The organism is Saccharothrix texasensis (assembly GCF_003752005.1).
Lineage (GTDB): Bacteria > Actinomycetota > Actinomycetes > Mycobacteriales > Pseudonocardiaceae > Actinosynnema > Actinosynnema texasense.
Map to the genome: position 1 here is coordinate 5,525,583 of NZ_RJKM01000001.1, position 22,871 is coordinate 5,548,453.

Here is a 22,871-nt window from a genome sequence, read left to right on the forward strand (position 1 = left end):
CCGAAGGCCGGTAACGCCGGATCGGGATGCCTCACCGTCGGGGCGATGCGTCCACAACGGCAAAGCAGGGGTCCCCGCCAAGGGGACCCCTGCTTTCATCCTGCCCGAAGGGTCTGACAATCCCGGGTGGTCGACCGGGTCAGAACGACGCCTCGTCCACGTCCATCAGGGCGTTGTCGGTGGCCTCGGCGATCTTGCGGCGGGCGGTGAGCTCCGGCAGCACGGACTTGGCGAAGAACGACGCCACCGCGACCTTGCCCTCGTAGAACGCCTTGTCCTTGGCCGAGACCTGACCGTCCAGCTTGGTCAGCGCCACGTCGGCCTGGCGCAGCAGCAGCCAGCCGACGAGCACGTCGCCCGCGGTCATCAGGAGGCGGACGGTGTTCTGGCCGACCTTGTACAGGTTGCGGACGTCCTCCTGCGAGCTGGTCAGGAAGCCGACCAGCGCGCCGAGCATGCCCTGGAGGTCTTCGAGCGCCCGCTTGAGCAGCGCCCGCTCCTCCTTGAGCCGGCCGTTGCCGCCCTCGTTGTCCAGGAAGCCCTGGATCTCGCCGTTGAGGAAGCCCAGCGCCTGGCCCTTGTCGCGGATGATCTTGCGGAAGAAGAAGTCCAGCGACTGGATGGCGGTGGTGCCCTCGTACAGCGAGTCGATCTTCGAGTCCCGGATGTACTGCTCGATCGGGTACTCCTGCAGGAAGCCGGAGCCGCCGAGCGTCTGCAGCGACTGCGCCAGCTGCTCGTACGCGCGCTCCGAGCCGACGCCCTTGACGATCGGCAGCAGCAGGTCGTTGACCTTCTCCGCCAGCTCCTTGTCGGGGCCGCCCAGGGCGATCTTGTCCTGCTGCGTGGCGGTGTAGAGGTAGACCGCGCGCAGGCCCTCGGCGTACGCCTTCTGCAGCATCAGGCTGCGGCGCACGTCCGGGTGGTTGGTGATGGTGACGCGCGGCGCGGTCTTGTCCGTCATCCGGGTCAGGTCGGCGCTCTGCACCCGCTCCTTGGCGTAGGCCAGGGCGTTGAGGTAGCCGGTCGACAGGGTGCCGATGGCCTTCGTGCCCACCATCATCCGGGCGTACTCGATGACCTGGAACATCTGCGCGATGCCGTCGTGCACCTCGCCGAGCAGCCAGCCCTTGGCGGGGACGCCGTGCTGGCCGAACGTCAGCTCGCACGTGGTCGAGACCTTGAGTCCCATCTTGTGCTCGACGTTGGTGACGAAGGCGCCGTTGCGCTCACCGGTCGACTCGCCGGTCTCCGGGTCGAAGTGCCACTTCGGCACGAGGAACAGCGACAGGCCCTTGGTGCCGGGCTTCGCCTCGATGCCGGGGCCCTCGGGGCGGGCCAGCACCAGGTGCATGATGTTCTCGGTCATGTCCTGGTCGGCGGAGGTGATGAACCGCTTCACGCCGTCGATGTGCCAGGTGCCGTCGTCCTGGAGCGTGGCCTTCGTGCGGCCCGCGCCGACGTCGGAGCCGGCGTCCGGCTCGGTCAGCACCATGGTGGCGCCCCAGCCGCGCTCGATCATGATCTCGGCCCAGCGCTGCTGCTGCTCGGTGCCGTTCTTCCACACGACCGAGGCGAAGTTCGGGCCGGCCAGGTACATGTAGACGGCCGGGTTGGCGCCGAGGATCAGCTCGGAGGCCGCCCACTGGACCGACGGCGGGATGCCGAAGCCGCCCAGCTCGTTCGGCAGCGACAGGCGGTACCACTCGCCGTCCCAGACCGCCCGGTAGGACTTCTTGAACGACTCCGGCAGCGTGGCCGAGTGGGTCTTCGGGTCGAAGACCGGCGGGTTGCGGTCGGCGTCGGCGAAGGACTCCGCCAGCGGGCCGACCGCCAGGTTGTTGAGCTCGGCAAGCACGCCGCGCGCGGTGTCCTCGTCGGACTGCTCGAACGGCCCCGTGCCGAGGTGGTCCTGCACGTTGAAGACCTCGAACAGGTTGAACTCGAGGTCCCGGACGTTGCTCTTGTAGTGACCCATCTCGTCGCTCACTCCATGCTGGTCGGGGCGGTCCCCCTACTGACCGGTAACAACAGGGTATTACCTGTCAGTAACCCCGGCAAGGCCGACCATCGGGTTGTGGCGAATCAGACGCGCCTGAGCTGCGGTGTTCCGGACCGGTCCGGTCAACCCGGGCGGACGGCGCCACCGGAGAGCAGGCCGGACTGGTAGGCGAGGGACACGGCGTGCGTCCGGTCGCGGGCGCGGAGCTTGCGCAGGATGTTCTTCACGTGCGTGCGCACGGTCTCCACCGAGACGTACAGCTCGTTCGCGACCGCCTGGTTCTCCATGCCGTCCGCGATCAGCTGGAGCACCTCGTACTCCCGGCGGGACAGCGTCCGGCGCGTGCCCGCCTCGGCGGTCGGGGTGAAACCGGCGGCCAGGGGCGCGAGCGTCGGGTCCAGGTAGGTGCGCTCGGCGTGCGTGCGGGCGATGGCCTGGAGCACGTCGTTCACGCCGCCCTCGCGCGGCACCAACCCGCGCACGCCCGCGGCCAGCGCCGAGCGCACGAACTTCGCCGTCCGGTGCGGCTCGCGGACCAGGGAGACCACGACCAGCGACGAGTCGTTGCCGGTCAGCAGGGTGGCCAGGTGGCCCTGCGGGTCGAGGACGGAGTCCACCACCAGCACGTCGGGGCGCAGCCGCTCGTGCAGCCGCACGGCCGTGTGCAGGTGCCCGGTGGCGCCCAGCCAGTGCATGGCGGGCGTGCGCCGGACCACGGCGGCCAGTCCTTCGCGGAACAGGGGCACCGGGTCCACGAGGGCGACCCCCGGCCCGGGTGCGGGGCTGGGGGCGTGTCCGTCCCCGCCTGGCACGGGCGGACGCAAGTTGACACCGGTTCGCATATGAGTACGACCACGCCGGCGACCAGCCATGACGCAGTTCCGCGGGAGTTCTTGAGGGGTGCGCGCGACCCGTCTCGTGTCATGTATGTGAACAACAGTCACGAATGTGACTCAATGACCGTCCGTGGCCTTCCGCCGGGCGCAACAGCCTCGTAAGACGTACGTCACACACCCATGTGGGACGCCGCGCACCGCCGCCGCTCGAACACGCGCTGCCACCCGTGGGCCGAACACTCGTGGAGGCCTCATGGAAACCCTCGACTGGGTCGTCGTCGGTGGGTACTTCTTCGTGATGGTGGCGATCGGCTACTGGTCACGCGGGCGCATCAAGAACATCGCCGACTTCTTCACCGCGGGCGGCAAGATGCCCTGGTGGCTGTCCGGCATCTCGCACCACATGTCCGGTTACAGCGCCGTCATGTTCGTGGCCTTCGCCGCCGAGGCCTACCGCCTCGGCCTGACCGTCTACATCTGGTGGGCGCTGACGATCGGTGTCGGTGTCGGCATCGGCGCGTTCCTGTGGGCGGGCACGTGGAACCGGCTGCGCTCCAAGCACGGCGTCAAGTCGCCGCTGGAGTACCTGGCCCGCCGCTACAACGTGCCGACCCAGCAGATCATGGCGTGGGCGGGCGCGGCGCTGAAGGTCGTGGACATCGCGGCCAAGTGGGTCGCGGTCTCGTTGCTGCTGCAGGGCTTCGCCGGCGTCCCGATCTGGCTGGGCATCACCATCGTCGGCGCCGTCACGATGGTCTACTCGGTGCTGGGCGGCCTGTGGGCCGACGCGCTGACCGACTTCGGCCAGTTCGTCATCCAGGGCGCGGCGGGCATCGCGATGTTCGTCGCGGTCGCCGCGCACTTCGGCGGCATCGACTTCATGTGGAAGATCTGGGACCAGCTGCCCGAGTCGCACTCCGAGCCGCTGTCCGGCAACTACACGTTGATCTTCTTCATGGCGTTGTTCCTGATCAAGACGCTCGAGTACAACGGCGGCATGTGGAACCTGGCGCAGCGCTACATGGCCGCGCCGTCCGGCGCCGCGGCCAAGCGGTCCGCGCTGCTGTCCAGCGCGCTGTGGCTGGTGTGGCCGCTGGTGCTGTTCTTCCCGATGTGGGCCGCGCCGCTGATCGTGCCGGGCATGGAGGCCAACGCCGAGCAGGCGTACGTCGAGATGGGCAAGCTCATGCTGCCCGCGGGCATGATCGGCCTGGTGCTGGCCGGGTTCTTCTCCCACACCATGGCGATGGTGTCCTCCGACGCCAACGTGATCTCCGCGGTCATCACCCGGGACATGCTGCCCCGGCTGTGGAAGGGCGTGAAGCGGCTCAGCGAGCCCGCGCAGCTGCAACTGGCGCGGATCACCACGTTCGCGTTCATCGGGCTGAGCATGACGATCGCGCTGACCGCGGACACCAAGGGCTTCGTGCTCAAGGTGGTCATCGCGTTGGTCGCGGCCACGATGGGCCCGATCGCGATCCCGCTGATGCTGGGCATGCTGCCGTGGTTCAAGAAGGTCGGCCCGACCGCGGCGACCGCCTCGGTGGTCGGCGGCCTCGGCACGTGGGCCGTGCTGTACGTGCTGCAGCAGAACAAGGTCGAGTTCGTCACCCAGGCGGTGATCGTGTCCTGGCCGCTGCTGGTGTCACTGGTGCTGTACCTGCTCATCGGCCTGGTCATCAAGCCGGAGCCGTCGGCGGAGCGCTCCGCCCTGGTCGACTCGCTGCGGTCCGACTCCGACGAGGAGAAGGTGCCCACGCGCGCCTGAGCAGGCCTTGTGGGACAGGTCGCCTTGTGTGATGGGTTGCTTGTGCGATGGGTCATCTCCGCTGTGCGGGCGCTCCGGTGCGCCCGCACAGTGGGGTCATGGACGGGTGGGCGCCGCGGGACGAGGCCGAGTCGGAAGCCGGGTGGCGGCTGTGGCTCGCGCTGAGCGGACGGCTGTGGCCGTCGGCCGAGTGGGACGGCACACCGGCGACCGCGGTGGGCGGGCTGCGCGCGGTGCTGGCCGGGTGCGGCGCGATCCGCGGCGCGTACACCGGCGACCCGTCGGCGGCCGTGCTGCGACTGGTCGACTCCGTGGTGTTCGTAGCGAGCCTGCCGCTGGAGCTGTGGCGGGACGACGTGCTGCCGGTGGACGTGGACCGGGCGGCGTTGCTGCACAGCGACCTCGCGGGCGTGGTCGAGCACGTCGCCGAGGTGCGCGCGGTCCTGGCGCGCGGCGGCGGTTGGGCGGAGCTGGAAGCCCGGTGAAGCGGTTGCCCCGGCCCATACGGTCGGCTGGAGTTCCTGCGGACGCAGGAGATCGTGCGGCGGTTCGTCGGCGGACGCGCCCGGGTGCTCGACGTCGGCGGGGCGACCGGCGTGCACGCGGGGTGGTTGGCGCAGGACGGGCACGACGTGGTCGTCGTCGACGCCATGCCGTCGCACGTGGAGGTGGCCCGCGCGCTGCCCGGGGTGACCGCCGTCGTGGGCGACGCCCGTGACCTGCCGGTCGCCGGGCCGTTCGACGCGGTGCTGCTGTTCGGGCCGCTCTACCACCTGGTGGAGCGGGAGGACCGGCTGCGGGCGTGGCGGGAGGCGTGGCGCGTGGTGCGGCCCGGCGGGGTGGTGCCGGGCGCCGTCATCGGCCGGTTGGCGTCGCTGTTCGACGGGCTGCGCGAGGACTTCGCGCTCGACGCCCGGTACCGGGACGTGGTGGCGCACGCCGTGCGGACCGGGCGGCACCTGCCACCGGCGGGCACGGCCTGGTTCACCTCCGCGTACTTCCACCGGCCCGACGAGGCGGCCGGGGAGGCGCGGGAGGCCGGGCTGGACGTGGTCGGGACGTTCGCGCTGGAGGGCGTGGCGTGGCTGCGGTCCAACGCCGACCTGGACGCCGCCCACGCCGACCCGGCCCTGATGGACTGCCTCCTGTGGGTCCTGCGACAGGTCGAGCAGGAGGAGTCCGTGCTCGGCGCGTCCTCCCACCTGATCACCGCGGCCCGGCGCGCCGACGGCTGACCCCGTGTGGTCCTCGTCGCGGTGCGCGGAACCGTCGCCACAAGATAGTGTGTGTACTAATGATTAGGGCACAAAACGTCGAGGACCCGCTGGCCCTGGAACGGCAGGTCTGCTTCGCGTTGTCCATCGCCTCCAGGAACGTGGTCGCCGTCTACCGGCCGCTGCTCGAACCCATGGGCCTGACCCACCCGCAGTACCTGGTGATGCTGGCGCTCTGGGGTCGCGCGCCGCTGTCGGTGAAGGAGCTGAGCCGGTTGCTGGCACTGGAGCCCGCGACGCTGTCCCCGCTGCTCAAGCGGCTGGAAGCGATCGGGTACGTCACGCGGTCGCGGGCCGCGGCGGACGAGCGGCAGCTCGCCGTGACGCTGACCGGGGAAGGCGCGGCGCTGCGCGAGCAGGCGTTGGCCATCCCCCCGGCGGTGGTGGCGAAGCTCGGCATGTCGCTGGACGAGCTGCGCGACCTGCACGCCGTGCTGACCAAGGTGATCGCCGCGACGGAGCGGACGTGACCGGCCCGTCCGCGCCGCTGCGGATCTGGTACCTGCTCGGCGGCCGGCTGCCCCAGCGGCACCGCGAGTGGGTGTTCCGGCAGGCCACCAAACCGACGTGGCTCGTCTGGTTCGGCGTGCGGATGTTCCTCCAGGTGCTGCCGCTGACGGTGGCCATCACCCTGGCCCTGGTGCTAGGCCTCGGCTCGCCGCTGCCGCTGGCCGTCGCCTGCGGGTCGTTGGGGCTGGTGGTCGGCGTGTACTTCGGCGTGTCGTACGCGATCGAGAGCACGGACCACCGGATGACGAAGTACGGCTACCCGGCGGGCGCGGCGGCGGCCGTGCGCAAGGAGCGGACGGCGAAGGACCAGGAGCGGTACGAGCGGGTGTGGCGCTCGTCGGAAAACGGGTCCTGACTTCGCGGCCGGATGCCCTAGCGTCCGTGACGTGCGGTGGGAGCGGGCGGTGGCCGCGGCGTTCGGGCTCGGTGACGTGGTCGAGCCGTGGACGCCGGTGTCGGGCGGGCGGGCGCACCTGGTGTGGCGCCTGCGCACGGCGAAGGGCACGTGGGCGGTCAAACGCCTGAACCGGTCGCGCGAGGACTGGTGGATGCGGGACCACCTGGTCGCCGCCGCGATCCAGCTCGACGCCTACGCGCGCGGTTTCCCCATGCCACGCCCGGTGCACCCGCTCGAACCGGCCGCGCCCCTGCTGGCGGACGTGCGCGTGGGCCACGAGGTGGCGAGCTACCTGGTGCACGAGTGGCACGACGGCAGACCGTTGACCGGGGACGTGTCGGCGTGGGTCGGCGCCACCCTGGCCTCGCTGCACCGCCACACCGTCGACACGCCCCCGGACCGCGCGCCGCACCCGGTCGAGGAGTGGCGCGAGTGGCTGGACGAGGCGCCGAACGACTTCACCGCCGCCGTCCGCGCCTACCTGCCCGACATCGCCGAGGCCCGGTCGATCGCCACGGCCGTCGGTGACCTCACCCCCGTCGGCACCCACCGCGACGTGAAGCCGGACAACGTCCTGGAGACCTCCGCCGGCCCGTTGCTGCTCGACTGGGACGGCGCGGGCCCGGAGTACGCGGAGTGGGAGCTGACCCGTGCGGCGGTCCACTTCAGCCGACTGGGCGAGGACCGCGCCGCCTTCGACACCGTGATCAGGTCCTACGAAGCCGCCGGCGGCCGACGTCCCCCGGCGTCACCGACCTCGTTCGCCGGTCTCCTCCACGTCTACCTGGGCGGCGCCGCCTGGATGGTGTGGCGAGCCCTCGGCCACCGCCCGGTCACACCGGCCGAACGCGCGGCGGCCCACACCCACGCCCTCGAACTCCTGGCCGACCTGCGCACCTCGCTGGGCAGCCTGCCGTCCTGGACCACCCGCCTCCGCTGACCGAGGCCACGACGCCCGCCCGGTAGGGGCGCGACGCCATCGCCGCTGGTCGGAACGCTCGGGCACCCGGATGAGCAAATCTGTGGTGGCGGGAGTAGACATTCGCGCGCTGCTGTGTGTAGAGTTCTCCTTGTTGGAAGAGAGAAAGTCAGTAGCACGGGAGATGACGAACTGCCCGTGAGCTTGTGAGGCAAGACGGTCGGACGTGCTGGGGCCAGTCAGTGGAAGGGGCTCCGCGGCCGTGGACCAGGGGTTGGCGGTCATGCCGGGGGAACGATCCCGGCGCCGGCGACCGAACGGAGTGGTAATCGGTTAAAGCAGTTGCAGTGGATGTCGAAAGGTGCAGTGCGGCCAGGTCTGTCGGAGCCGATCAGTGGAAGGGGTTCCGGGCAGGGTGGCCAAGGATGGTCGGTGAGGTGATTCCGGCATGTGCATCAGGACCGGTGCCGACCGTCGCGTGAGAGTGCAAGAAGCAGTAATCAGAGGAGAAGGGAAGGGTTGCACACCATCGGATCGCCCGCCTTCGGCTGAACTCGGCCGGACGGGTACCGCGGTTCCATCGGATTGGAAGGTGGTCTTCGGTTACGCACAAGCGATCCCCGCAGCGCCCGCTTCTAGTGCGGGTGGCGCGGACAGAGGAAGCCGGTCTCACGGTCGGCTAGGTGGAAGTGAAACCCAACACCCCGGGGCCCCGGCGCTACTGCGCCGGGGCCCCTCGTGATGCGGAGGCGCGTTGACCCCAGAGGGAACACAAGACCAGTCGTCGGACGAGCGGCCCACGGCCGCGAGGTTCGACGACGACGACTACCCCGCCTACACCATGGGGCGGGCCGCGGAGATGCTCGGCACCTCCGCCGGGTTCCTGCGCAGCCTCGACGAGGCCAAGCTGATCGAGCCGCAGCGCTCGACCGGCGGCCACCGCCGCTACTCCCGAACCCAACTGCGCCTGGCCGCCCGCGTCCGGGAACTGGTCGACCAGGGCATGGGCCTGGACGCGGCCTGCCGGATCGTCACCCTGGAGGACCAACTCCAGGAAGCCAGGGACGCCAACAGGTCGCAGCACCCGCCCGGCGAGCCCTACCCACCACTGCGGGGCGTGTGAGCCGCCGCGGACCGGGAGGTCGGCCGAACCGGCCGGCCCTCCTTCGGCACGGCGGCCCCGCACCTGCCGACCACCTCATGACGAAGGCCCAGGCCGTCCGGCCGGACCGGCACTGACCTGGGCCTTCCTCCACTCGAACGGAAACGGGCTCGAACCCGCCTCCACCGCGCGGAACCTGACGAGCGTGCTCCGGCGTCTTCGGAACGCGGCGGTCAGGACGCGATGGGGAGGCCCCGCGCGGCGGCTTTGTGCTGTGCGCGGAGCGCCTTGAGCGTCGGGTAGTACGGGTTGTGGGCGTTGTGCTCGAGGTTGAGCGGGAGCACTTCGCCGGTGATGAGGCTGTGCTCCAACTTCCACGGCTCGTCGTCGGCGACGAAGGCCACGCGGGCGTGGGCACCCATCCACTCGCTCAGCTTCGCCTCCCCCGCCGGGGTGAAGGTCAACCGCGTGCCGCTGCCGACGCGGCGGAGCCGGATGCCCAGCTGTTCGGACAGGTGGCAGCCCAGCGTCAACCGGAGAGTGGACCCCTCGGCGTTGCCGCTGTAGTGGTAGCGCACCCGCGTGCGCAGGCTCTGCCGACTGGCCGGCTTCCCGTTCGCCGGCGGCGCCTTGGGCGCGATGCCGACGTAGAGCAACGTCCCGGCCCCGGTGACGCGGCACCCGCCGGTGAGCACCCCGGGCGGGACCTCGTCGAAGTACCAGGCGTACACACCGGCCCGCTTCGGGATCGGGGGATCCCGCACGAGGACCTCGTCGCGCGAGTAGGTCCGAGCCGGGTCCAGCAACCCCTCCGCCCGCTCGACGTGCAGAGCACTCCCCATGACGCCACTCCCCTGAGCCGGTCACCACACCTACTCGCGGCAAACTAGCGAACACCCCCGACAAGCAGCCTCCGGGCCGCGGGAGCCCGGCGACGCGCTGAACCGAGTGCGACGAAGGCCCAGGCCGTCCGGCTGAACCGGCACTGACCTGGGCCTTCGTCTGTCTGAGCGGGTGACGGGAATCGAACCCGCCTCTACAGCTTGGGAAGCTGTCGTTCTACCAATGAACTACACCCGCGTGTTGCGTGCCCGATCATACACACAGCCGGTGGCGGGGTGGGCAGGCGCTGTCACCTAGGCTGTGCGCGTGCTGCTAAGTGACCGCGATCTGCGCGAAGAGGTCGAGTCCGGCCGGTTGGGGCTGGACCCGTTCGACGACGTCATGGTGCAGCCGTCCAGCATCGACGTCCGGCTCGACCGGTTCTTCCGGGTCTTCAACAACACCCGGTACACCCACATCGACCCCTCGATGCAGCAGGACGACCTGACCTCGCTGGTCGAGCCGGCCGACGGCGAGCCGTTCGTGCTGCACCCCGGCGAGTTCGTGCTCGGCTCGACGTTCGAGCTCGTCACCCTCCCCGACGACCTGGCGGGCCGGTTGGAGGGCAAGTCCTCGCTGGGCCGCCTCGGCCTGCTCACGCACTCGACGGCGGGCTTCATCGACCCCGGTTTCGCCGGGCACATCACGCTGGAGCTGTCGAACGTCGCCAACCTCCCCATCACGCTGTGGCCCGGCATGAAGATCGGCCAGCTGTGCCTGTTCCGGCTCAGCAGCGCGGCCGAGTTCCCGTACGGCTCGGCCCAGGCCGGGTCCCGCTACCAGGGCCAACGCGGACCGACGCCGTCACGCGCCTACCTGAACTTCCACCGCACCGACACGAAGCGCTAGAGCTTCAGGTTCCCGTAGCGGGCCAGCACCCGTGACCTGAGCTCCGGGTCGTTGCGCGGCACGGGCTCGAGGAACACCTCGTCCAGCTCATGGTGCGCGGCGCGCAGTTCGGCGTCGATCCGCACGCACGCCCGCTCCAGGTCGGCCGCGCCCAGGGAGTCGTCGAAGTCGAGCCGCGCGCACACCAGTACGCGGTCCGTGCCGACCGCCATCGTCAGCAGGTCCACCACCTGCTCCACCTCCGGCTCGGCGCGCAGCCGCTCCCACACCGCCCGCACCAGCACCGGGTCGGCCTGCCTGCCGATCAGCAGCCCCCGGTTGGTCGCCGCCAGCGTGTAGGCGGCGAACGCCAGCAGCACGCCGATCGCCAACGACGCCACGCCGTCCCACACCGACGACCCGGTCAGGTGGTGCAGCCCCAGCCCGCCGAACGCGAGCACCAGCCCGACCAGCGCGGCCGAGTCCTCCAGGAACACCGTCTTCACCGTCGGGTCGTCCGACACCCGCAGGAACGCGAGCACGGACCGGTCCTCGGCCTTCGCCTCCCGCCGCACCTGCCGCGCGGCCTGCGTCCACGACACCGACTCCAGCGCGAACGCGATGGCCAGCACGACGTACCCGACGACGGGGCTGTTCTGCTCCTGCGGCGAGCCGAACACGGTCCGGATCCCCTCGTAGAACGCGAACACCGCGCCCGACACGAAGATCGACACGGCGGCGAGCAGCGACCAGAAGTACCGGTCCTTGCCGTACCCGAACGGGTGCCTGCGGTCCGCGGGCCGGGCCGACCGGCGCAACGCCGTCAGCAGCAGGGCCTCGGTGAACGTGTCGGCGACCGAGTGCGCCGCCTCCGCCATCATCGCCGCCGACCCGGTGATCACGCCGGCGATCGCCTTCATCACGGCGATGGCGAGGTTCACGGCCAGGGCGAGCAGGACGGTGACCGTGCTCTCGCCGCCCTTCGACTGATCGGCTGCCATGCCCTGACGTTAAGCCGCACCCACGCGATCCGCCGGTTGTGGCCGCTGTCGTGAAACGATCGCGGCGGCTCTCGCGACGTCGAGGTGACAGCGTCTTTCTTTTCCGGGGGGAATACCAGGTGCGCAACCTGACCGGCCGTCTCGCGGCCCTTTTCGCGGCCGCGGCCGTGGCGACGCTCACGAGCCCGCTCGCGGTGGCGCAGGAGAACACCGTCACGCTGGAGGGCCTGGTGTGGTTCGACCGCGACGCCGACGGCGTGGTCGACCCGGGTGAGCCGCCGCTGGCCGACGGCCGCGGGGTGGACGTCTACGACGTCAGCGACAAGAGCCGTCCCCTCGGGCAGTTCCGCACCGACGCGAACGGCCGGTACAGGGCCACGGGCCTGCCCGACGTGCCGCTCGCGATCTACAACTACAGCACCGAGCTCTACGAGGCCACGACCCCGGCGACGTACAACCCGGTGCGCGGCGGCGGCACGTTCGACTTCGGCTTCCGCGGCGGCACGGTGCGCGGCTCCTCGTTCGAGGACACGAACCGCGACGGCGTGCGGCAGGGGAACGAGGAGGACGTGCCGGGCGCCCCGACCGTGCGGCTGATCCACGGCATCGTCGACGTGAAGCCCGCCACGCGAGGGGTGGACGGCGAGTACGAGTTCACCGACGTGCCGGTCGGCGACCAGGTCACGATCGTCGGCGACGACGCCCCGGAGCTGAAGCTGGCGCCCGCGGTCACCGAGTACGACGTCGACCCCGCCACCCGCGCCAAGAAGATCGTGGTCCGCGCGGGCGAGACGACCCGGGTGGACGTCCGCTACACGCACCTGGACGCCGACTTCGTGGCCGGCACGCCTCGACTGGAGCCCGCGCGGGACACCTACCGGGTGGGTGACGTCGTCACGTTCGTGGTGCCGGTGACCAACCGGGGCGAGGCGTCGGACATCCCGGACATGGTGGTGTTCGGGTCGACGCCGGAGTTCGTCGCCGCGGGCGACGGGGTCTCCGTGGTCACGCCCGGCCAGGATTTCCGGCTCAGCGAGCGGATGGCGGTCGGCGCGACCGTCGACGTGCGGCTGACCTACCGGCTGGACGACCCGGCGTTCGACCAGTTCCACCTGTTCGTCCGGCCGATCTCGGCGCTCGCGCACAAGGAGACGAACGTCGACGACAACCACGCGATCGTGCCGCTGAAGTACACGACCGGGGAACAGCCGACGACGACCACGCCGCCGACGACCGCCCCTGTCACCACCACCACGACCACCGTCCCGGCCGTGGCGGGGGTGTCGGGTGACGGCAGCGGGTTGGCGAGGACGGGGGCGACGCCGTTGCCGTGGTTGACGATCGGCGGCCTGCTGCTCGGCGCAGGCGCGTTGGCCTTGTTGGCGGCACGCGGGCGTCGTCGCGCCTGACCCGAACGGAGCACCGCTGCCGTTAGCCTGCGGCATGGGCATTTTGGTGCACGTACTGCTGACGGCGGTGGCGGTCTGGGTCGCCACGCTCATCCCGGGCATCGACCTGGAGGCGGGGGCGTCGACGCCCGCGAAGATCGGCACCCTGATCGGTGTGGCGCTGCTGTTCGGCCTGGTCAACGCCGTGGTCAAGCCGCTGGTGAAGTTCTTCGGCTGCCTGTTCTACCTGGTCACGCTCGGCTTGATCGGCCTGGTCGTCAACGCGCTGCTGTTCTGGCTCACCGGCTGGCTGGCCGGCGAGCTGGGCCTGCCGTTCGACGTGACCGGCTTCTGGCCCGCGTTCTGGGGAGCGATCATCGTGGCCCTCGCGAGCTGGCTGCTGAACCTGGCCTTCGACCGCGTGACCGACCGCGACTGACCCCGGGACGACTGACCCCCGGGACGACTGACCCCCGGGACGACGGACGCCCCCGGTCCGAAGAGGACCGGGGGCGTCCGTCCACAGCCGACTAGTTCGACGAGGCCTCGTCCTCGTCCGGCAGCGGGGTGCCGGTCGGGGTCTCGTCCGTCGGGATGTCGCCGCGCTCCAGGGCCTGGCCCCGGCGCACGGACGTCAGCAGCAGCTGCGCCACGTCCACGACCTCGACGTGGGAGCCCGCCGCGCCCTCGTTCTGCCGGGCCGTCACGCCGTCGGTCAGCATCACGCGGCAGAACGGGCAGCCCGTCGCGATCTTCGACGGCGCGGTGCCGAGCGCCTCGTCCACGCGGTCGAGGTTGATGCGCTTGCCGATCCGCTCCTCCATCCACATGCGGGCGCCGCCGGCGCCGCAGCACATGGAGCGCTCCTCGTGGCGGGGCATCTCGCGCAACGTCGCGCCCGACGCGCCGACCAGCTCGCGCGGCGCCTCGTAGACCTTGTTGTGCCGGCCCAGGTAGCACGGGTCGTGGTAGGTGACGTCCTCCGCGACCTCCGCCACCGGCACCAGCCGGCGCTCGCGCACCAGCCGGTTGAGCAGCTGCGTGTGGTGCACGACCTCGAACTGGCCCCCGACCTGCGGGTACTCGTTGGCCAGCGTGTTGAAGCAGTGCGCGCACGTCACGACGATCTTGCGCTGGCCCGGCCCGCGACCGTCGAACACGGTGTTGAGCACCTCGACGTTCTGCTGCGCCAGCATCTGGAACAGGAACTCGTTGCCCGCGCGCCGCGCCGGGTCGCCGGTGCAGGTCTCCTCCGGCCCGAGCACGGTGTACTTGACGTCCGCGGTGTGCAGCAGCTCGGCCACCGCCCGCGTGGTCTTCTTCGCCCGGTCCTCGAACGCGCCCGCGCAGCCGACCCAGAACAGGTACTCGGCGTCACCCAGCTCGCCGTCGAACACCGGCACGTCGAAGTCGAGGCCCTCGGTCCACGCCAGGCGGTCCTTGGCGTTCTGGCCCCACGGGTTGCCCTTGTTCTCCAGGTTCTTGAACATGCCGCCGAGCTCCGACGGGAAGTTCGACTCGATCAGCACCTGGTAGCGGCGCATGTCGACGATGTGGTCGACGTGCTCGATGTCCACCGGGCACTGCTCGACGCACGCGCCGCACGTGGTGCACGACCACAGCACCTCGGGGTCGATCACGCCGAGCTCGTCCGCGCCGCCGACCAGCGGGCGCTCCGACTCGGCCAGCGCCAGCACGTCGATGGACTCCAGGCGCTTCTTGTAGTCCTCGTACTTGTCCTCGGTCAGGCCGACCTCGTCGCCCGCCATGTCCTTGCTGCCGCCCGCGAGCAGGTACGGCGCCTTGGCGAACGCGTGGTCGCGCAGCTGCGTGATGACGAGCTTCGGCGACAGCGGCTTGCCGGTGTTCCACGCGGGGCACTGGGACTGGCAGCGGCCGCACTCGGTGCAGGTGCTGAAGTCCAGCCAGCCCTTCCAGGAGAAGTCCTCGACCTTGCCGACGCCGAACACGTCCTTGTCGGGGTCGGCCTCCTCCAGGTCGAGGACCTGGCCGCCGCTCATCATCGGCTTCAGGGCGCCGAGCGCGACGCCGCCGTCGTCCTCGCGCTTGAAGTAGATGTTGAAGAACGCGCTGAACCGGTGCCACGCCACGCCCATGGTGAGGTTCTTCGACACGACGATCAGCCAGATCATGCCGGACAGCAGCTTGGTGATCGCCATGATCGAAACCCAGTTCGGGCTCGCGGGCAGGAGGTTCGACAGCGGCGCGGTGACGAACGACGTCCACAGCGGAGGGTCCTCCAGGCCGGAGGCCTGCTTGAACGCCTTCACGCCGAGGATGCCGAGGCCCTCGATGATGACGACCGCTTCGACGAAGTAGGCGGACTTGAAGTCCGAGCCCGCGAACCGCGACACCCGGTCGGCGCGGCGCGGGTGGTTGAGCTGGCGGATGACGGCGAGCGCGACGCCGCCGACGACGGTGCCGATGCCGAGCAGCTCGACCAGCAGCAGCCACAGCGACCAGGTGCCGATGACCGGCCAGTGGAAGCCCGGGTCGAAGACCTCGCCGTAGGCCTCGAACAGCACCGCGGAGCCGATCAGGAAGCCCCACATCACCATCCAGTGCCAGGGCGCGACCTTGCGGAACTTGGCCATCCGGGTGTGGGCGACGAACTCGACGACCAGCGTGCGCAGGCGGGGCCCGAACGGCCCGTTGCGGGTCGAGTCCGGCTGGCCGAGGCGGATGATCTTGATCATCCGCACGACACCGGCGACGAACAGACCCCAGGCGAACACGCTGACGGCGACGCCGATGGCGCCGAGGGTGAGCTGGAGGGCTCCCATTGTGGTGGCGGCCTTTCTCGTCCGTTCTCCTGGCTGGGCAGCCTACGCCCGATTACTGGCCGGTAACCACTTGGACGTGGCCGATCGCATAGGGTCGGTAGACTAGTGGAACAGACGTTCAACTTGTTGGGGGCGGGACGTGCTCGTGTACCTGGTGCTGGCCGTGGCGATCATCGGCGAGGTCACCGCCACCGTGTTCCTCAAGCTCTCCGAGGGCTTCTCCAAGCCGATCCCCTCGGTCGTGGTCATCGTGGGGTACGTGATCGCGTTCGGAGCGTTGAGCAAGGTGCTCCAGCTGGGCATGCCGATCGGGGTGGCGTACGCGATCTGGTGCGCCTTCGGGATCGCTGCGGTCGCGAGCGTCGGCGTGCTGGTGTTCAGGGAGCCGGTCAACGCCACGATGGTGGTCGGGCTGCTGCTCGTGATCGCGGGCGTGGTGGCCATCGAGGTGGGCAGTGGCGCCGCCGCCTGACGGCAGGCGGGTCCGCGGCGACCGGCGTCGGCGGGAGATCCTGGCGGCGACGCTGCGGGTCGTGGAGCGGGACGGCGTGGCCGGGGTGAGCCACCGGTCCGTGGCGCGCGAGGCGGGCGTGCCGACGACGTCGACGACCTACTACTACGCGACGTTGGACGAGTTGCTGATCGCCACGCTCACGTGGTCGGCCGACGAGATGGCCGCGAGCTTCCGCGAGGTGCCCCTGACGCCCGCGGCGGTGGCGCGGTTCATCGCGGACGCCGCCGGCGCGCACCGGGGACGCACCCTCGCCGAGTACGAGCTGTACCTGCTGGCGGCCCGCCGGCCGGAGCTGCGCGAGGCGGCCCGCCGGTGGGTCTCGCTCATGGCCGAGGTGGCCGGTCCGCGCGACCCGGTGGCGCTGCGGGCGGTCCTCGCGGGCCTCGACGGGCTCCTGATCCAGGCGTTGATCGCGGATTTCCCCCCAATGGCGCAGGATTTGGAGCCCGTCGTGTCCCTTCTGATGCTTGGCGGATGACCTTCACGCGGGACACTGGTGTCATGAGGTTCGCCGGTCGTGAGTCGTGGCAGGTGTCGCACGGGACGAGTCAGACGGTCAACACCGCGCTGTTCGTCCGTGACACGCTCGCGCTCTCGGTCGAGACCGTGCCCGAGCTGCCCGGGCTGGACCCGTCCGTGCCGGTCGTGGTGCCGGCGGGGGTCGACCGGGCGGGCGCGGCGGAGGAGTGGCTCGGCTGGTGGGCCGACGTGCTCGACCACGCCCGCGCGGAGCTGGCCGGCGGCTCGCCCGCCGACCCGGCCGGCGCGTCGTTGCAGGTCCGGCCCGCGCTGCGGGCGGCGGTGCTGGCGCTGGCCCCGGCCGCGGCCGAGTACGACCAGCGGCACGTGACGTCGCGGGGCGCGTTGCCGATCGGCGAGGTGGTGCGCGGGGTGGAGGGCAGGCTCGGGCGGTACGTGCGGCCGTTCCGGCTGGTCATCACCGAGGTGCCGGTGCAGGGCATGGTGTGGGAGCGGATGACGGACACGCACGTCATCGCCTCGCAGCGCTTCCTGGTCGACCCGGCCCTCTCCGCCCCGGCCCTGCGCGCCGTCGTCGAATCCCTGGCCTGACCCCGCGTGTCCTACGTCCGGAACGCGCGTGTCCTACGTCCAGGACACGTGTGTCCTACGTTCGTGACACCCGAGTTGAACGCTCACGACACGCCGAGCCGCTGACGGTCCGCTGACCCGAGGGGTAGGGCCAGCCCCCGTATCCGGCCGGGGGTCTTCCTGGTGGGTCGACCGATCCCGTACCCCTAACTTGGAGTCGCACAGCTTGGTGTCTTTCTAGGGGGCAGCGGTGGTTAAGCGGATCGCGTTGACGGTCGGTGTGGCGGTGGCCGCGGCGCTGGCGCTCACGTCGTGCGTGCGGCTCGTCCAGAACGGCTTCGACGACCAGCACTCGGTGTCCGAGCAGGTGACCGAGGTGCGGTTGCAGAACGGCTCGGGCGACGTGACGGTCCGCGGCCAGGCCGGCGCGACCGCGACCGAGGTCCGCCGGCGCGTCGAGTACCCGAAGGGCTCGGACAAGCCCGGCGGCGTCTCCCACCGCGTGGAGGGCTCCGTGCTCGTCCTCGACGGCTGCGGCAGCCAGTGCTCGGTGAGCTACGAGGTGACCCTCCCCACCGAGGACGTCAAGATCACCGGCCGCAACAGCTCCGGTGACGTCGTCCTCGAACGGGTGGCGAGCGTCGACGTCGAGGTCGGCTCCGGCAGCACGACGGTCCGCGAGGTGGCGGGCGCGGTCACCGTCGACAACGACTCGGGCGACCTGGACGCGACCACCGTGGGCGGCGACTTCATCGGCCGGGTCGGCTCGGGCAGCACCAGGCTGGCGGCGATGGGCGGCTCGGTGACCATCGACGCCGACTCCGGTGACGTCGACGTGGCCATCACCGCCGTCAAGTCCGTGCGCGCCGACGTGGGCAGCGGCAGCCTGAAGGTGACCGTCCCGCAGGGCGCCTACAAGATCGACGTGGACGCCGACAGCGGCGAGAAGTCCATCGACGTCAAGAACGACCCGACCGGCTCCGCCGAGCTGTACCTGCGCGCCGGCAGCGGCGACGTCACGGTGCGGTCCGCCGCCTAGCCGCCCCGCTCCCACCCCTGTCGGCCCCGGCCGGCGACGCCCCGTGCGCCGCCCGGTCGGGGCCGACGGCTGCGCGCGAGAAGTGGACGAGTGTCCCGGATCACCTCTGGTCGGGAACACCACGGCGCCGCCGGCCGTTGGACAGGCAGAAAGATTGAGCCGGGTGGACTCAAGTCCGCCAGAGCCGGCTAAACTTGAGTCGGCACCGCTCAACGCGGGGCTCTCACACACGCACTACCAGGAGGAATCCAATGGCGCGAGCGGTCGGCATCGACCTGGGGACGACCAACTCCGTCGTCGCGGTTCTCGAGGGCGGCGAGCCGACGGTGATCGCCAACTCCGAGGGGTCGCGCACCACACCGTCCATCGTGGCCTTCGCCAAGAACGGCGAAGTGCTCACCGGTCAGCCCGCCAAGAACCAGGCGGTGACCAACGTCGACCGGACGATCCGGTCCGTGAAGCGCCACATCGGCACGGACTGGCGGACCGACGACGTCGACGGCAAGAAGTACACGCCGCAGGAGATCAGCGCGCGCGTGCTGATGAAGCTCAAGCGCGACGCCGAGGCCTACCTGGGCGAGGAGATCACCGACGCGGTGATCACCGTCCCCGCCTACTTCGAGGACGCGCAGCGGCAGGCCACCAAGGAGGCCGGCCAGATCGCGGGCCTCAACGTGCTGCGCATCGTCAACGAGCCCACCTCCGCCGCCCTGGCCTACGGCCTCGACAAGGGCGACAAGGAGCAGACCATCCTGGTCTTCGACCTCGGTGGCGGCACGTTCGACGTCTCGCTGCTCGAGCTCGCCGAGGGCGTGGTCGAGGTCAAGGCGACCTCCGGCGACAACCACCTCGGCGGTGACGACTGGGACCAGCGGATCATGGACTGGCTGGTCGAGCGGTTCAAGCAGACCAACGGCATCGACCTGACCAAGGACAAGATGGCGCTGCAGCGGATCCGCGAGGCCGCCGAGAAGGCCAAGATCGAGCTGTCCAGCTCGAACAACGCCTCCATCAACCTGCCCTACATCACCGTGGACGCGGACAAGAACCCGCTGTTCATGGACGAGACGCTGTCGCGCGCCGAGTTCCAGCGCATCACCAACGACCTGCTGGAGCGCACCCGCGCCCCGTTCAACAACGTGATCAAGGACGCCGGCATCAGCGTCGGCGACATCGACCACGTGGTGCTGGTCGGCGGCTCCACCCGCATGCCCGCGGTGGCCGAGCTGGTCAAGGAGCTGACCGGCGGCCGTGAGCCGAACAAGGGCGTGAACCCGGACGAGGTCGTCGCGATCGGCGCGGCCCTGCAGGCCGGTGTGCTGAAGGGCGAGGTCAAGGACGTCCTGCTGCTCGACGTCACCCCGCTGTCCCTGGGCATCGAGACCAAGGGCGGCGTGATGACCAAGCTCATCGAGCGCAACACGACGATCCCGACCAAGCGCTCGGAGATCTTCACCACGGCCGACGACAACCAGCCGTCCGTGCAGATCCAGGTGTTCCAGGGCGAGCGCGAGTTCGCCCGGGACAACAAGAAGCTCGGCATGTTCGAGCTGACCGGCCTGCCGCCCGCGCCGCGCGGCGTCCCGCAGATCGAGGTCACCTTCGACATCGACGCGAACGGCATCGTGCACGTGTCCGCGAAGGACATGGGCACGGGCAAGGAGCAGCGGATGACGATCACCGGCGGCTCCGCGCTGCCGAAGGACGACATCGAGCAGATGATCAAGGACGCGGAGGCGCACGCCGAGGAGGACAAGCGCCGCCGCGACGAGGCCGAGGTCCGCAACCAGGCCGAGACCCTCGTCTACCAGACGGAGAAGGTCCTCAAGGAGAACGAGGACAAGCTCCCCGCCGAGGTCAAGGACAAGGTCGCCGCGGCCCTCGCCGAGACCACCGAGGCGCTCAAGGGCGAGGACATCGCCAAGATCCGCGCCGCCGTGGAGAAGCTCGCCACGGAGTCCCAGGCCATCGGCCAGTCCCTGTACGCCAACTCCGCACCCACGGCCGACGCCGCGGGCGCCACCGGTGGCGCCACCGCCGGTGACGCGCCGAAGGCCGACGACGTGGTGGACGCGGAGATCGTCGACGAGGACGAGAAGAAGTGACCCAGCCCGAAGAACAGCCCCACGTGGTGGTGCACGACCGCAGGCGCGTCGACCCCGAGACGGGTCAGGTGCGGCAGCACCCGGCAGACGAGGACGCGCGGGCCGAGACGTCGCAGGCCGACGTGCCGGCCGAGTCGGACGCCGGCGCGACCGGCGAACCCGAGACCGGTCCGGAGGGCGGCGGCAAGCACGCCGCCCCCGAACCGGCCCTGGCCGACGACCCGTCCGTCGAGCTCAAGGCGCAGCTCGACGAGCGGACCGCCGACCTCCAGCGGCTGACCGCGGAGTACGCCAACTACCGCAAGCGCGTCGAGCGCGACCGGGAACTGGTGATCACCACGGCCAAGGCGCAGGTGGCCGGCGAGCTGCTCGGCGTGCTCGACGACGTCGAGCGGGCCGGCACGCACGGCGACCTCACCGGCGCGTTCAAGGCGGTGGCCGACAAGCTCGTCGGCGCGCTGCACGGCACCGGCCTCGAACCGTTCGGGCACGAGGGCGAGGAGTTCGACCCGTCCGTCCACGAGGCCGTGCAGCACGGCACCTCGCCGGACGTCAGCGGGCCGACCGTCACCGCCGTGCTCCGCCGCGGCTACCGGTTCGGCGAGCGCGTGCTGCGGCCCGCGCTGGTCGCCGTGACCGACCACGAGCCCGCCGCCGAGCAGCCCGTCGTCGAAGAGGCCGTCGACAAGCCCGTCGAAGAGCAGCAGGACTGACTGAGGAAGGGGGCGGCGTCCGTTGAGCGCTCGCGACTGGATCGAGAAGGACTTCTACCGCGAGCTGGGCGTCACCTCCGACGCCTCGGCCGACGAGATCAAGAAGGCGTACCGGAAGTTGGCGCGGGAACTGCACCCCGACGCCAACCCCGGTGACGCCAAGGCCGAGGCGCGGTTCAAGGCGGTGTCCGAGGCGTACGGCGTGCTGTCGGACACCGCGAAGCGCAAGCAGTACGACGAGGCCCGCCGCCTCTTCTCCGGAGGCGGCGGCTTCCCCGGCGGGTTCGGCACGGGCGGCGGCGGGTTCGACGTCGGCGACCTGTTCGGCCGCCAGGGCGCCCAGCAGCCCGGCGGCATGGGCGGGCTCGGCGACCTGCTCGGCGGCCTGTTCAACCGCCGGGGCGGCACGGGCGCCTCCGCCACCAGGCCACGCCGCGGCGACGACGTCGAGACCGACGTCCGCATCGACTTCACCGAGGCCGTCAAGGGCGCGACCGTGCCCATGCGGCTGTCCAGCCCGGCGACCTGCGGCACGTGCGCGGGCTCCGGCGCGCGTCCCGGCACGTCGCCGCGGACGTGCACGAACTGCGGCGGCGCCGGGCTGGTCACCCGCAGCCAGGGCGCGTTCGCGTTCTCCGAGCCGTGCGCCGACTGCCGGGGCACCGGGCGGATCGTGGACGACCCGTGCCCGGAGTGCGCGGGCGACGGCGTGAGCACCAAGACCCGGACCCTGACCATCCGGATCCCGTCGGGCGTCGACGACGGCCAGCGGATCAGGCTGGCCGGGCAGGGCGAGCCGGGCCGCAACAACGGTCCCGCCGGCGACCTGTTCGTGCTGGTCCACGTCAACCCGCACCCCGTCTTCGGCCGGTCGGGCAACGACCTGACCGTGACCGTGCCGGTGACCTTCCCCGAGCTGGCGCTGGGCACGACGTTGACCGTGCCGACGCTCGAGGGCAAGGTGACGTTGAAGGTCCCCGCGGGCACGGCCAGCGGCCGGGTGCTGCGGGCCAAGGGCAAGGGCATCGCCAAGCGCGACGGCCAGGTCGGCGACCTGCTCATCACGCTGAACGTCGCGGTGCCGAACAACATGGACGCCGCTGCCAGGGAGGCGTTGGAGAACTACGCGTCGGCGACGGCGAAGCACGACCCGCGCGCGGAGCTCAACGCCCTGTTGGAGAAGAGGTCGGTGTGAGCTTCCCGTTCCCGCCCGGCACCGACGAGGACACCCCGTTCTTCGTCATCTCCGTGGCGGCCCAGCTGTCGGGCCTGCACGCGCAGACCCTGCGCGCCTACGACCGGCTGGGCCTGGTGTCGCCGGGCCGCACGTCCGGCGGCGGGCGCCGGTACTCGATGCGCGACATCGTGCTGCTGCGGGAGGTGCAACGCCTCTCGCAGGAGGAAGGCGTGAACCTCGCGGGCGTCAAGCGGATCATCGAGCTGGAGAACGAGGTCGGGGCGCTGCGCGCCAAGGTCCAGGAGCTGACCGAGCAGGTGGCCTCCGCCATGGCCGCCGCCGAGCACGCCGCCGCGTCGGTGCACGCGTCGTACCGCCGCGACCTCGTGCCGGTGCGGCACGAGACGGCCCTGGTCGTCTGGAAGCCGAACTCGAAGCGCTGACCACGCGCCGCGTCGCCCGATGGGGTGATCATCGGGGGAAAATGTACGGAAACACTGTTCCCGTACCTCGGTTAAGCATGAGGAACCCCGCGACGCCGACCCCCTACCCCACCCCGCCG

23 protein-coding genes and 1 tRNA gene are annotated in these 22,871 nt (G+C 70.7%); 18 read left to right on the forward strand and 6 right to left on the reverse strand.

The annotated features are described in order from the left end of the window. Window positions 1-139: 139 nt before the first annotated feature. Together EDD40_RS24045 and EDD40_RS24050 are read right to left on the reverse strand one after the other, a co-directional pair. Window positions 140-1,978 (reverse strand): acyl-CoA dehydrogenase, encoded by a 1,839-nt coding sequence (locus EDD40_RS24045; protein WP_123748246.1) that lies wholly within the window; start codon window positions 1,976-1,978, stop codon window positions 140-142. A 146-nt stretch (window positions 1,979-2,124) separates the two neighbouring features. Next, a complete protein-coding gene (locus EDD40_RS24050; RefSeq protein WP_246037787.1) occupies window positions 2,125-2,757 on the reverse strand; it encodes a response regulator transcription factor in 633 nt (210 codons plus the stop codon). Between the two features lie 334 nt (window positions 2,758-3,091). Between EDD40_RS24050 and EDD40_RS24055 the strand changes: the two genes are divergently transcribed. The 7 genes from EDD40_RS24055 (at window position 3,092) to EDD40_RS24085 (ending at window position 8,829) form a co-directional block, all read left to right on the forward strand. Next, window positions 3,092-4,606 (forward strand): sodium:solute symporter family protein, encoded by a 1,515-nt coding sequence (locus tag EDD40_RS24055; RefSeq protein ID WP_123744939.1) that lies wholly within the window; start codon window positions 3,092-3,094, stop codon window positions 4,604-4,606. Between the two features lie 98 nt (window positions 4,607-4,704). After that, complete coding sequence (locus EDD40_RS24060) at window positions 4,705-5,091, forward strand: hypothetical protein (RefSeq protein WP_123744940.1); 387 nt, start codon at window positions 4,705-4,707, stop codon at window positions 5,089-5,091. 54 nt (window positions 5,092-5,145) lie between these two features. Continuing rightward, entirely contained in the window at window positions 5,146-5,841 is a 696-nt protein-coding gene (locus tag EDD40_RS24065; protein WP_170185183.1) for a class I SAM-dependent methyltransferase, read from the forward strand. Between the two features lie 59 nt (window positions 5,842-5,900). Then, a complete protein-coding gene (locus tag EDD40_RS24070; RefSeq protein WP_123744942.1) occupies window positions 5,901-6,350 on the forward strand; it encodes a MarR family winged helix-turn-helix transcriptional regulator in 450 nt (149 codons plus the stop codon). Beyond that, a complete protein-coding gene (locus EDD40_RS24075) occupies window positions 6,347-6,745 on the forward strand; it encodes a DUF5313 family protein (RefSeq protein ID WP_123744943.1) in 399 nt (132 codons plus the stop codon). The genes EDD40_RS24070 and EDD40_RS24075 overlap by 4 nt, the downstream gene beginning before the upstream one ends. 31 nt (window positions 6,746-6,776) lie before the next feature. Then, window positions 6,777-7,727 (forward strand): phosphotransferase, encoded by a 951-nt coding sequence (locus tag EDD40_RS24080; RefSeq protein ID WP_123744944.1) that lies wholly within the window; start codon window positions 6,777-6,779, stop codon window positions 7,725-7,727. 733 nt (window positions 7,728-8,460) lie between these two features. Continuing rightward, window positions 8,461-8,829 carry a helix-turn-helix domain-containing protein gene (locus tag EDD40_RS24085; RefSeq protein ID WP_123744945.1) on the forward strand — a complete coding sequence of 123 codons (369 nt, stop codon included), beginning with the start codon at window positions 8,461-8,463 and terminating at the stop codon, window positions 8,827-8,829. Between the two features lie 212 nt (window positions 8,830-9,041). On the opposite strand, the gene EDD40_RS24090 is transcribed toward EDD40_RS24085, so the two are convergent. Further along, window positions 9,042-9,650, reverse strand: a complete 609-nt coding sequence (locus EDD40_RS24090) for a GIY-YIG nuclease family protein (RefSeq protein WP_123744946.1) — start codon at window positions 9,648-9,650, stop codon at window positions 9,042-9,044. A gap of 167 nt (window positions 9,651-9,817) precedes the next feature. Then, window positions 9,818-9,888: transfer RNA gene (locus tag EDD40_RS24095), tRNA-Gly, on the reverse strand. Window positions 9,889-9,957: 69 nt separating this feature from the next. On the opposite strand from EDD40_RS24095, the gene dcd reads away from it, so the two are divergent. Next, a complete protein-coding gene (dcd, locus tag EDD40_RS24100) occupies window positions 9,958-10,539 on the forward strand; it encodes a dCTP deaminase (RefSeq protein WP_123748247.1) in 582 nt (193 codons plus the stop codon). On the opposite strand, the gene EDD40_RS24105 is transcribed toward dcd, so the two are convergent. Beyond that, entirely contained in the window at window positions 10,536-11,519 is a 984-nt protein-coding gene (locus EDD40_RS24105) for a cation diffusion facilitator family transporter (RefSeq protein WP_123744947.1), read from the reverse strand. The two genes, dcd and EDD40_RS24105, sit on opposite strands and share 4 nt — an antisense overlap. A 119-nt stretch (window positions 11,520-11,638) precedes the next feature. Between EDD40_RS24105 and EDD40_RS24110 the strand changes: the two genes are divergently transcribed. Continuing rightward, window positions 11,639-12,928, forward strand: coding sequence for a hypothetical protein (locus EDD40_RS24110; protein ID WP_123744948.1), 1,290 nt, complete (start codon window positions 11,639-11,641; stop codon window positions 12,926-12,928). Window positions 12,929-12,962: 34 nt separating this feature from the next. Then, complete coding sequence (locus EDD40_RS24115) at window positions 12,963-13,346, forward strand: phage holin family protein (RefSeq protein WP_123744949.1); 384 nt, start codon at window positions 12,963-12,965, stop codon at window positions 13,344-13,346. Between the two features lie 91 nt (window positions 13,347-13,437). On the opposite strand, the gene EDD40_RS24120 is transcribed toward EDD40_RS24115, so the two are convergent. Then, window positions 13,438-15,711, reverse strand: a complete 2,274-nt coding sequence (locus tag EDD40_RS24120; RefSeq protein WP_123744950.1) for a (Fe-S)-binding protein — start codon at window positions 15,709-15,711, stop codon at window positions 13,438-13,440. 139 nt (window positions 15,712-15,850) lie between these two features. Between EDD40_RS24120 and EDD40_RS24125 the strand changes: the two genes are divergently transcribed. The 8 genes from EDD40_RS24125 to EDD40_RS24160 all read left to right on the forward strand — a co-directional run bounded on the left by EDD40_RS24125 (window position 15,851) and on the right by EDD40_RS24160 (window position 22,752). Beyond that, entirely contained in the window at window positions 15,851-16,183 is a 333-nt protein-coding gene (locus EDD40_RS24125) for a DMT family transporter (protein WP_123744951.1), read from the forward strand. Beyond that, a complete protein-coding gene (locus tag EDD40_RS24130) occupies window positions 16,167-16,703 on the forward strand; it encodes a TetR/AcrR family transcriptional regulator (RefSeq protein WP_123744952.1) in 537 nt (178 codons plus the stop codon). The genes EDD40_RS24125 and EDD40_RS24130 overlap by 17 nt, the downstream gene beginning before the upstream one ends. 23 nt (window positions 16,704-16,726) lie before the next feature. Continuing rightward, window positions 16,727-17,296 (forward strand): hypothetical protein, encoded by a 570-nt coding sequence (locus tag EDD40_RS24135; protein WP_123744953.1) that lies wholly within the window; start codon window positions 16,727-16,729, stop codon window positions 17,294-17,296. Between the two features lie 229 nt (window positions 17,297-17,525). Beyond that, window positions 17,526-18,314, forward strand: a complete 789-nt coding sequence (locus EDD40_RS24140) for a DUF4097 family beta strand repeat-containing protein (protein WP_148088901.1) — start codon at window positions 17,526-17,528, stop codon at window positions 18,312-18,314. Between the two features lie 251 nt (window positions 18,315-18,565). Continuing rightward, complete coding sequence (dnaK, locus tag EDD40_RS24145; protein ID WP_123744955.1) at window positions 18,566-20,419, forward strand: molecular chaperone DnaK; 1,854 nt, start codon at window positions 18,566-18,568, stop codon at window positions 20,417-20,419. Next, a complete protein-coding gene (gene grpE / locus EDD40_RS24150) occupies window positions 20,416-21,132 on the forward strand; it encodes a nucleotide exchange factor GrpE (protein WP_123744956.1) in 717 nt (238 codons plus the stop codon). The genes dnaK and grpE overlap by 4 nt, the downstream gene beginning before the upstream one ends. Before the next feature lie 22 nt (window positions 21,133-21,154). Then, window positions 21,155-22,327: a molecular chaperone DnaJ gene (gene dnaJ, locus EDD40_RS24155; protein WP_123744957.1), complete on the forward strand. Its 1,173-nt coding sequence runs from the start codon at window positions 21,155-21,157 to the stop codon at window positions 22,325-22,327. Beyond that, window positions 22,324-22,752 (forward strand): heat shock protein transcriptional repressor HspR, encoded by a 429-nt coding sequence (locus EDD40_RS24160; RefSeq protein WP_123744958.1) that lies wholly within the window; start codon window positions 22,324-22,326, stop codon window positions 22,750-22,752. The genes dnaJ and EDD40_RS24160 overlap by 4 nt, the downstream gene beginning before the upstream one ends. Window positions 22,753-22,871: the final 119 nt, after the last annotated feature.

Bases quoted from the DNA above. Each gene is read 5' to 3' on its own strand.
- EDD40_RS24135 (WP_123744953.1), top strand. From the start codon at position 16,727: ATGAGGTTCGCCGGTCGTGAGTCGTGGCAGGTGTCGCACGGGACGAGT.
- EDD40_RS24115 (WP_123744949.1), top strand. From the start codon at position 12,963: ATGGGCATTTTGGTGCACGTACTGCTGACGGCGGTGGCGGTCTGGGTC.
- EDD40_RS24090 (WP_123744946.1), bottom strand. From the start codon at position 9,650: ATGGGGAGTGCTCTGCACGTCGAGCGGGCGGAGGGGTTGCTGGACCCG.
- EDD40_RS24070 (WP_123744942.1), top strand. From the start codon at position 5,901: ATGATTAGGGCACAAAACGTCGAGGACCCGCTGGCCCTGGAACGGCAG.
- EDD40_RS24045 (WP_123748246.1), bottom strand. From the start codon at position 1,978: ATGGGTCACTACAAGAGCAACGTCCGGGACCTCGAGTTCAACCTGTTC.
- EDD40_RS24105 (WP_123744947.1), bottom strand. From the start codon at position 11,519: ATGGCAGCCGATCAGTCGAAGGGCGGCGAGAGCACGGTCACCGTCCTG.
- EDD40_RS24055 (WP_123744939.1), top strand. From the start codon at position 3,092: ATGGAAACCCTCGACTGGGTCGTCGTCGGTGGGTACTTCTTCGTGATG.
- EDD40_RS24120 (WP_123744950.1), bottom strand. From the start codon at position 15,711: ATGGGAGCCCTCCAGCTCACCCTCGGCGCCATCGGCGTCGCCGTCAGC.
- EDD40_RS24060 (WP_123744940.1), top strand. From the start codon at position 4,705: ATGGACGGGTGGGCGCCGCGGGACGAGGCCGAGTCGGAAGCCGGGTGG.
- dnaK (WP_123744955.1), top strand. From the start codon at position 18,566: ATGGCGCGAGCGGTCGGCATCGACCTGGGGACGACCAACTCCGTCGTC.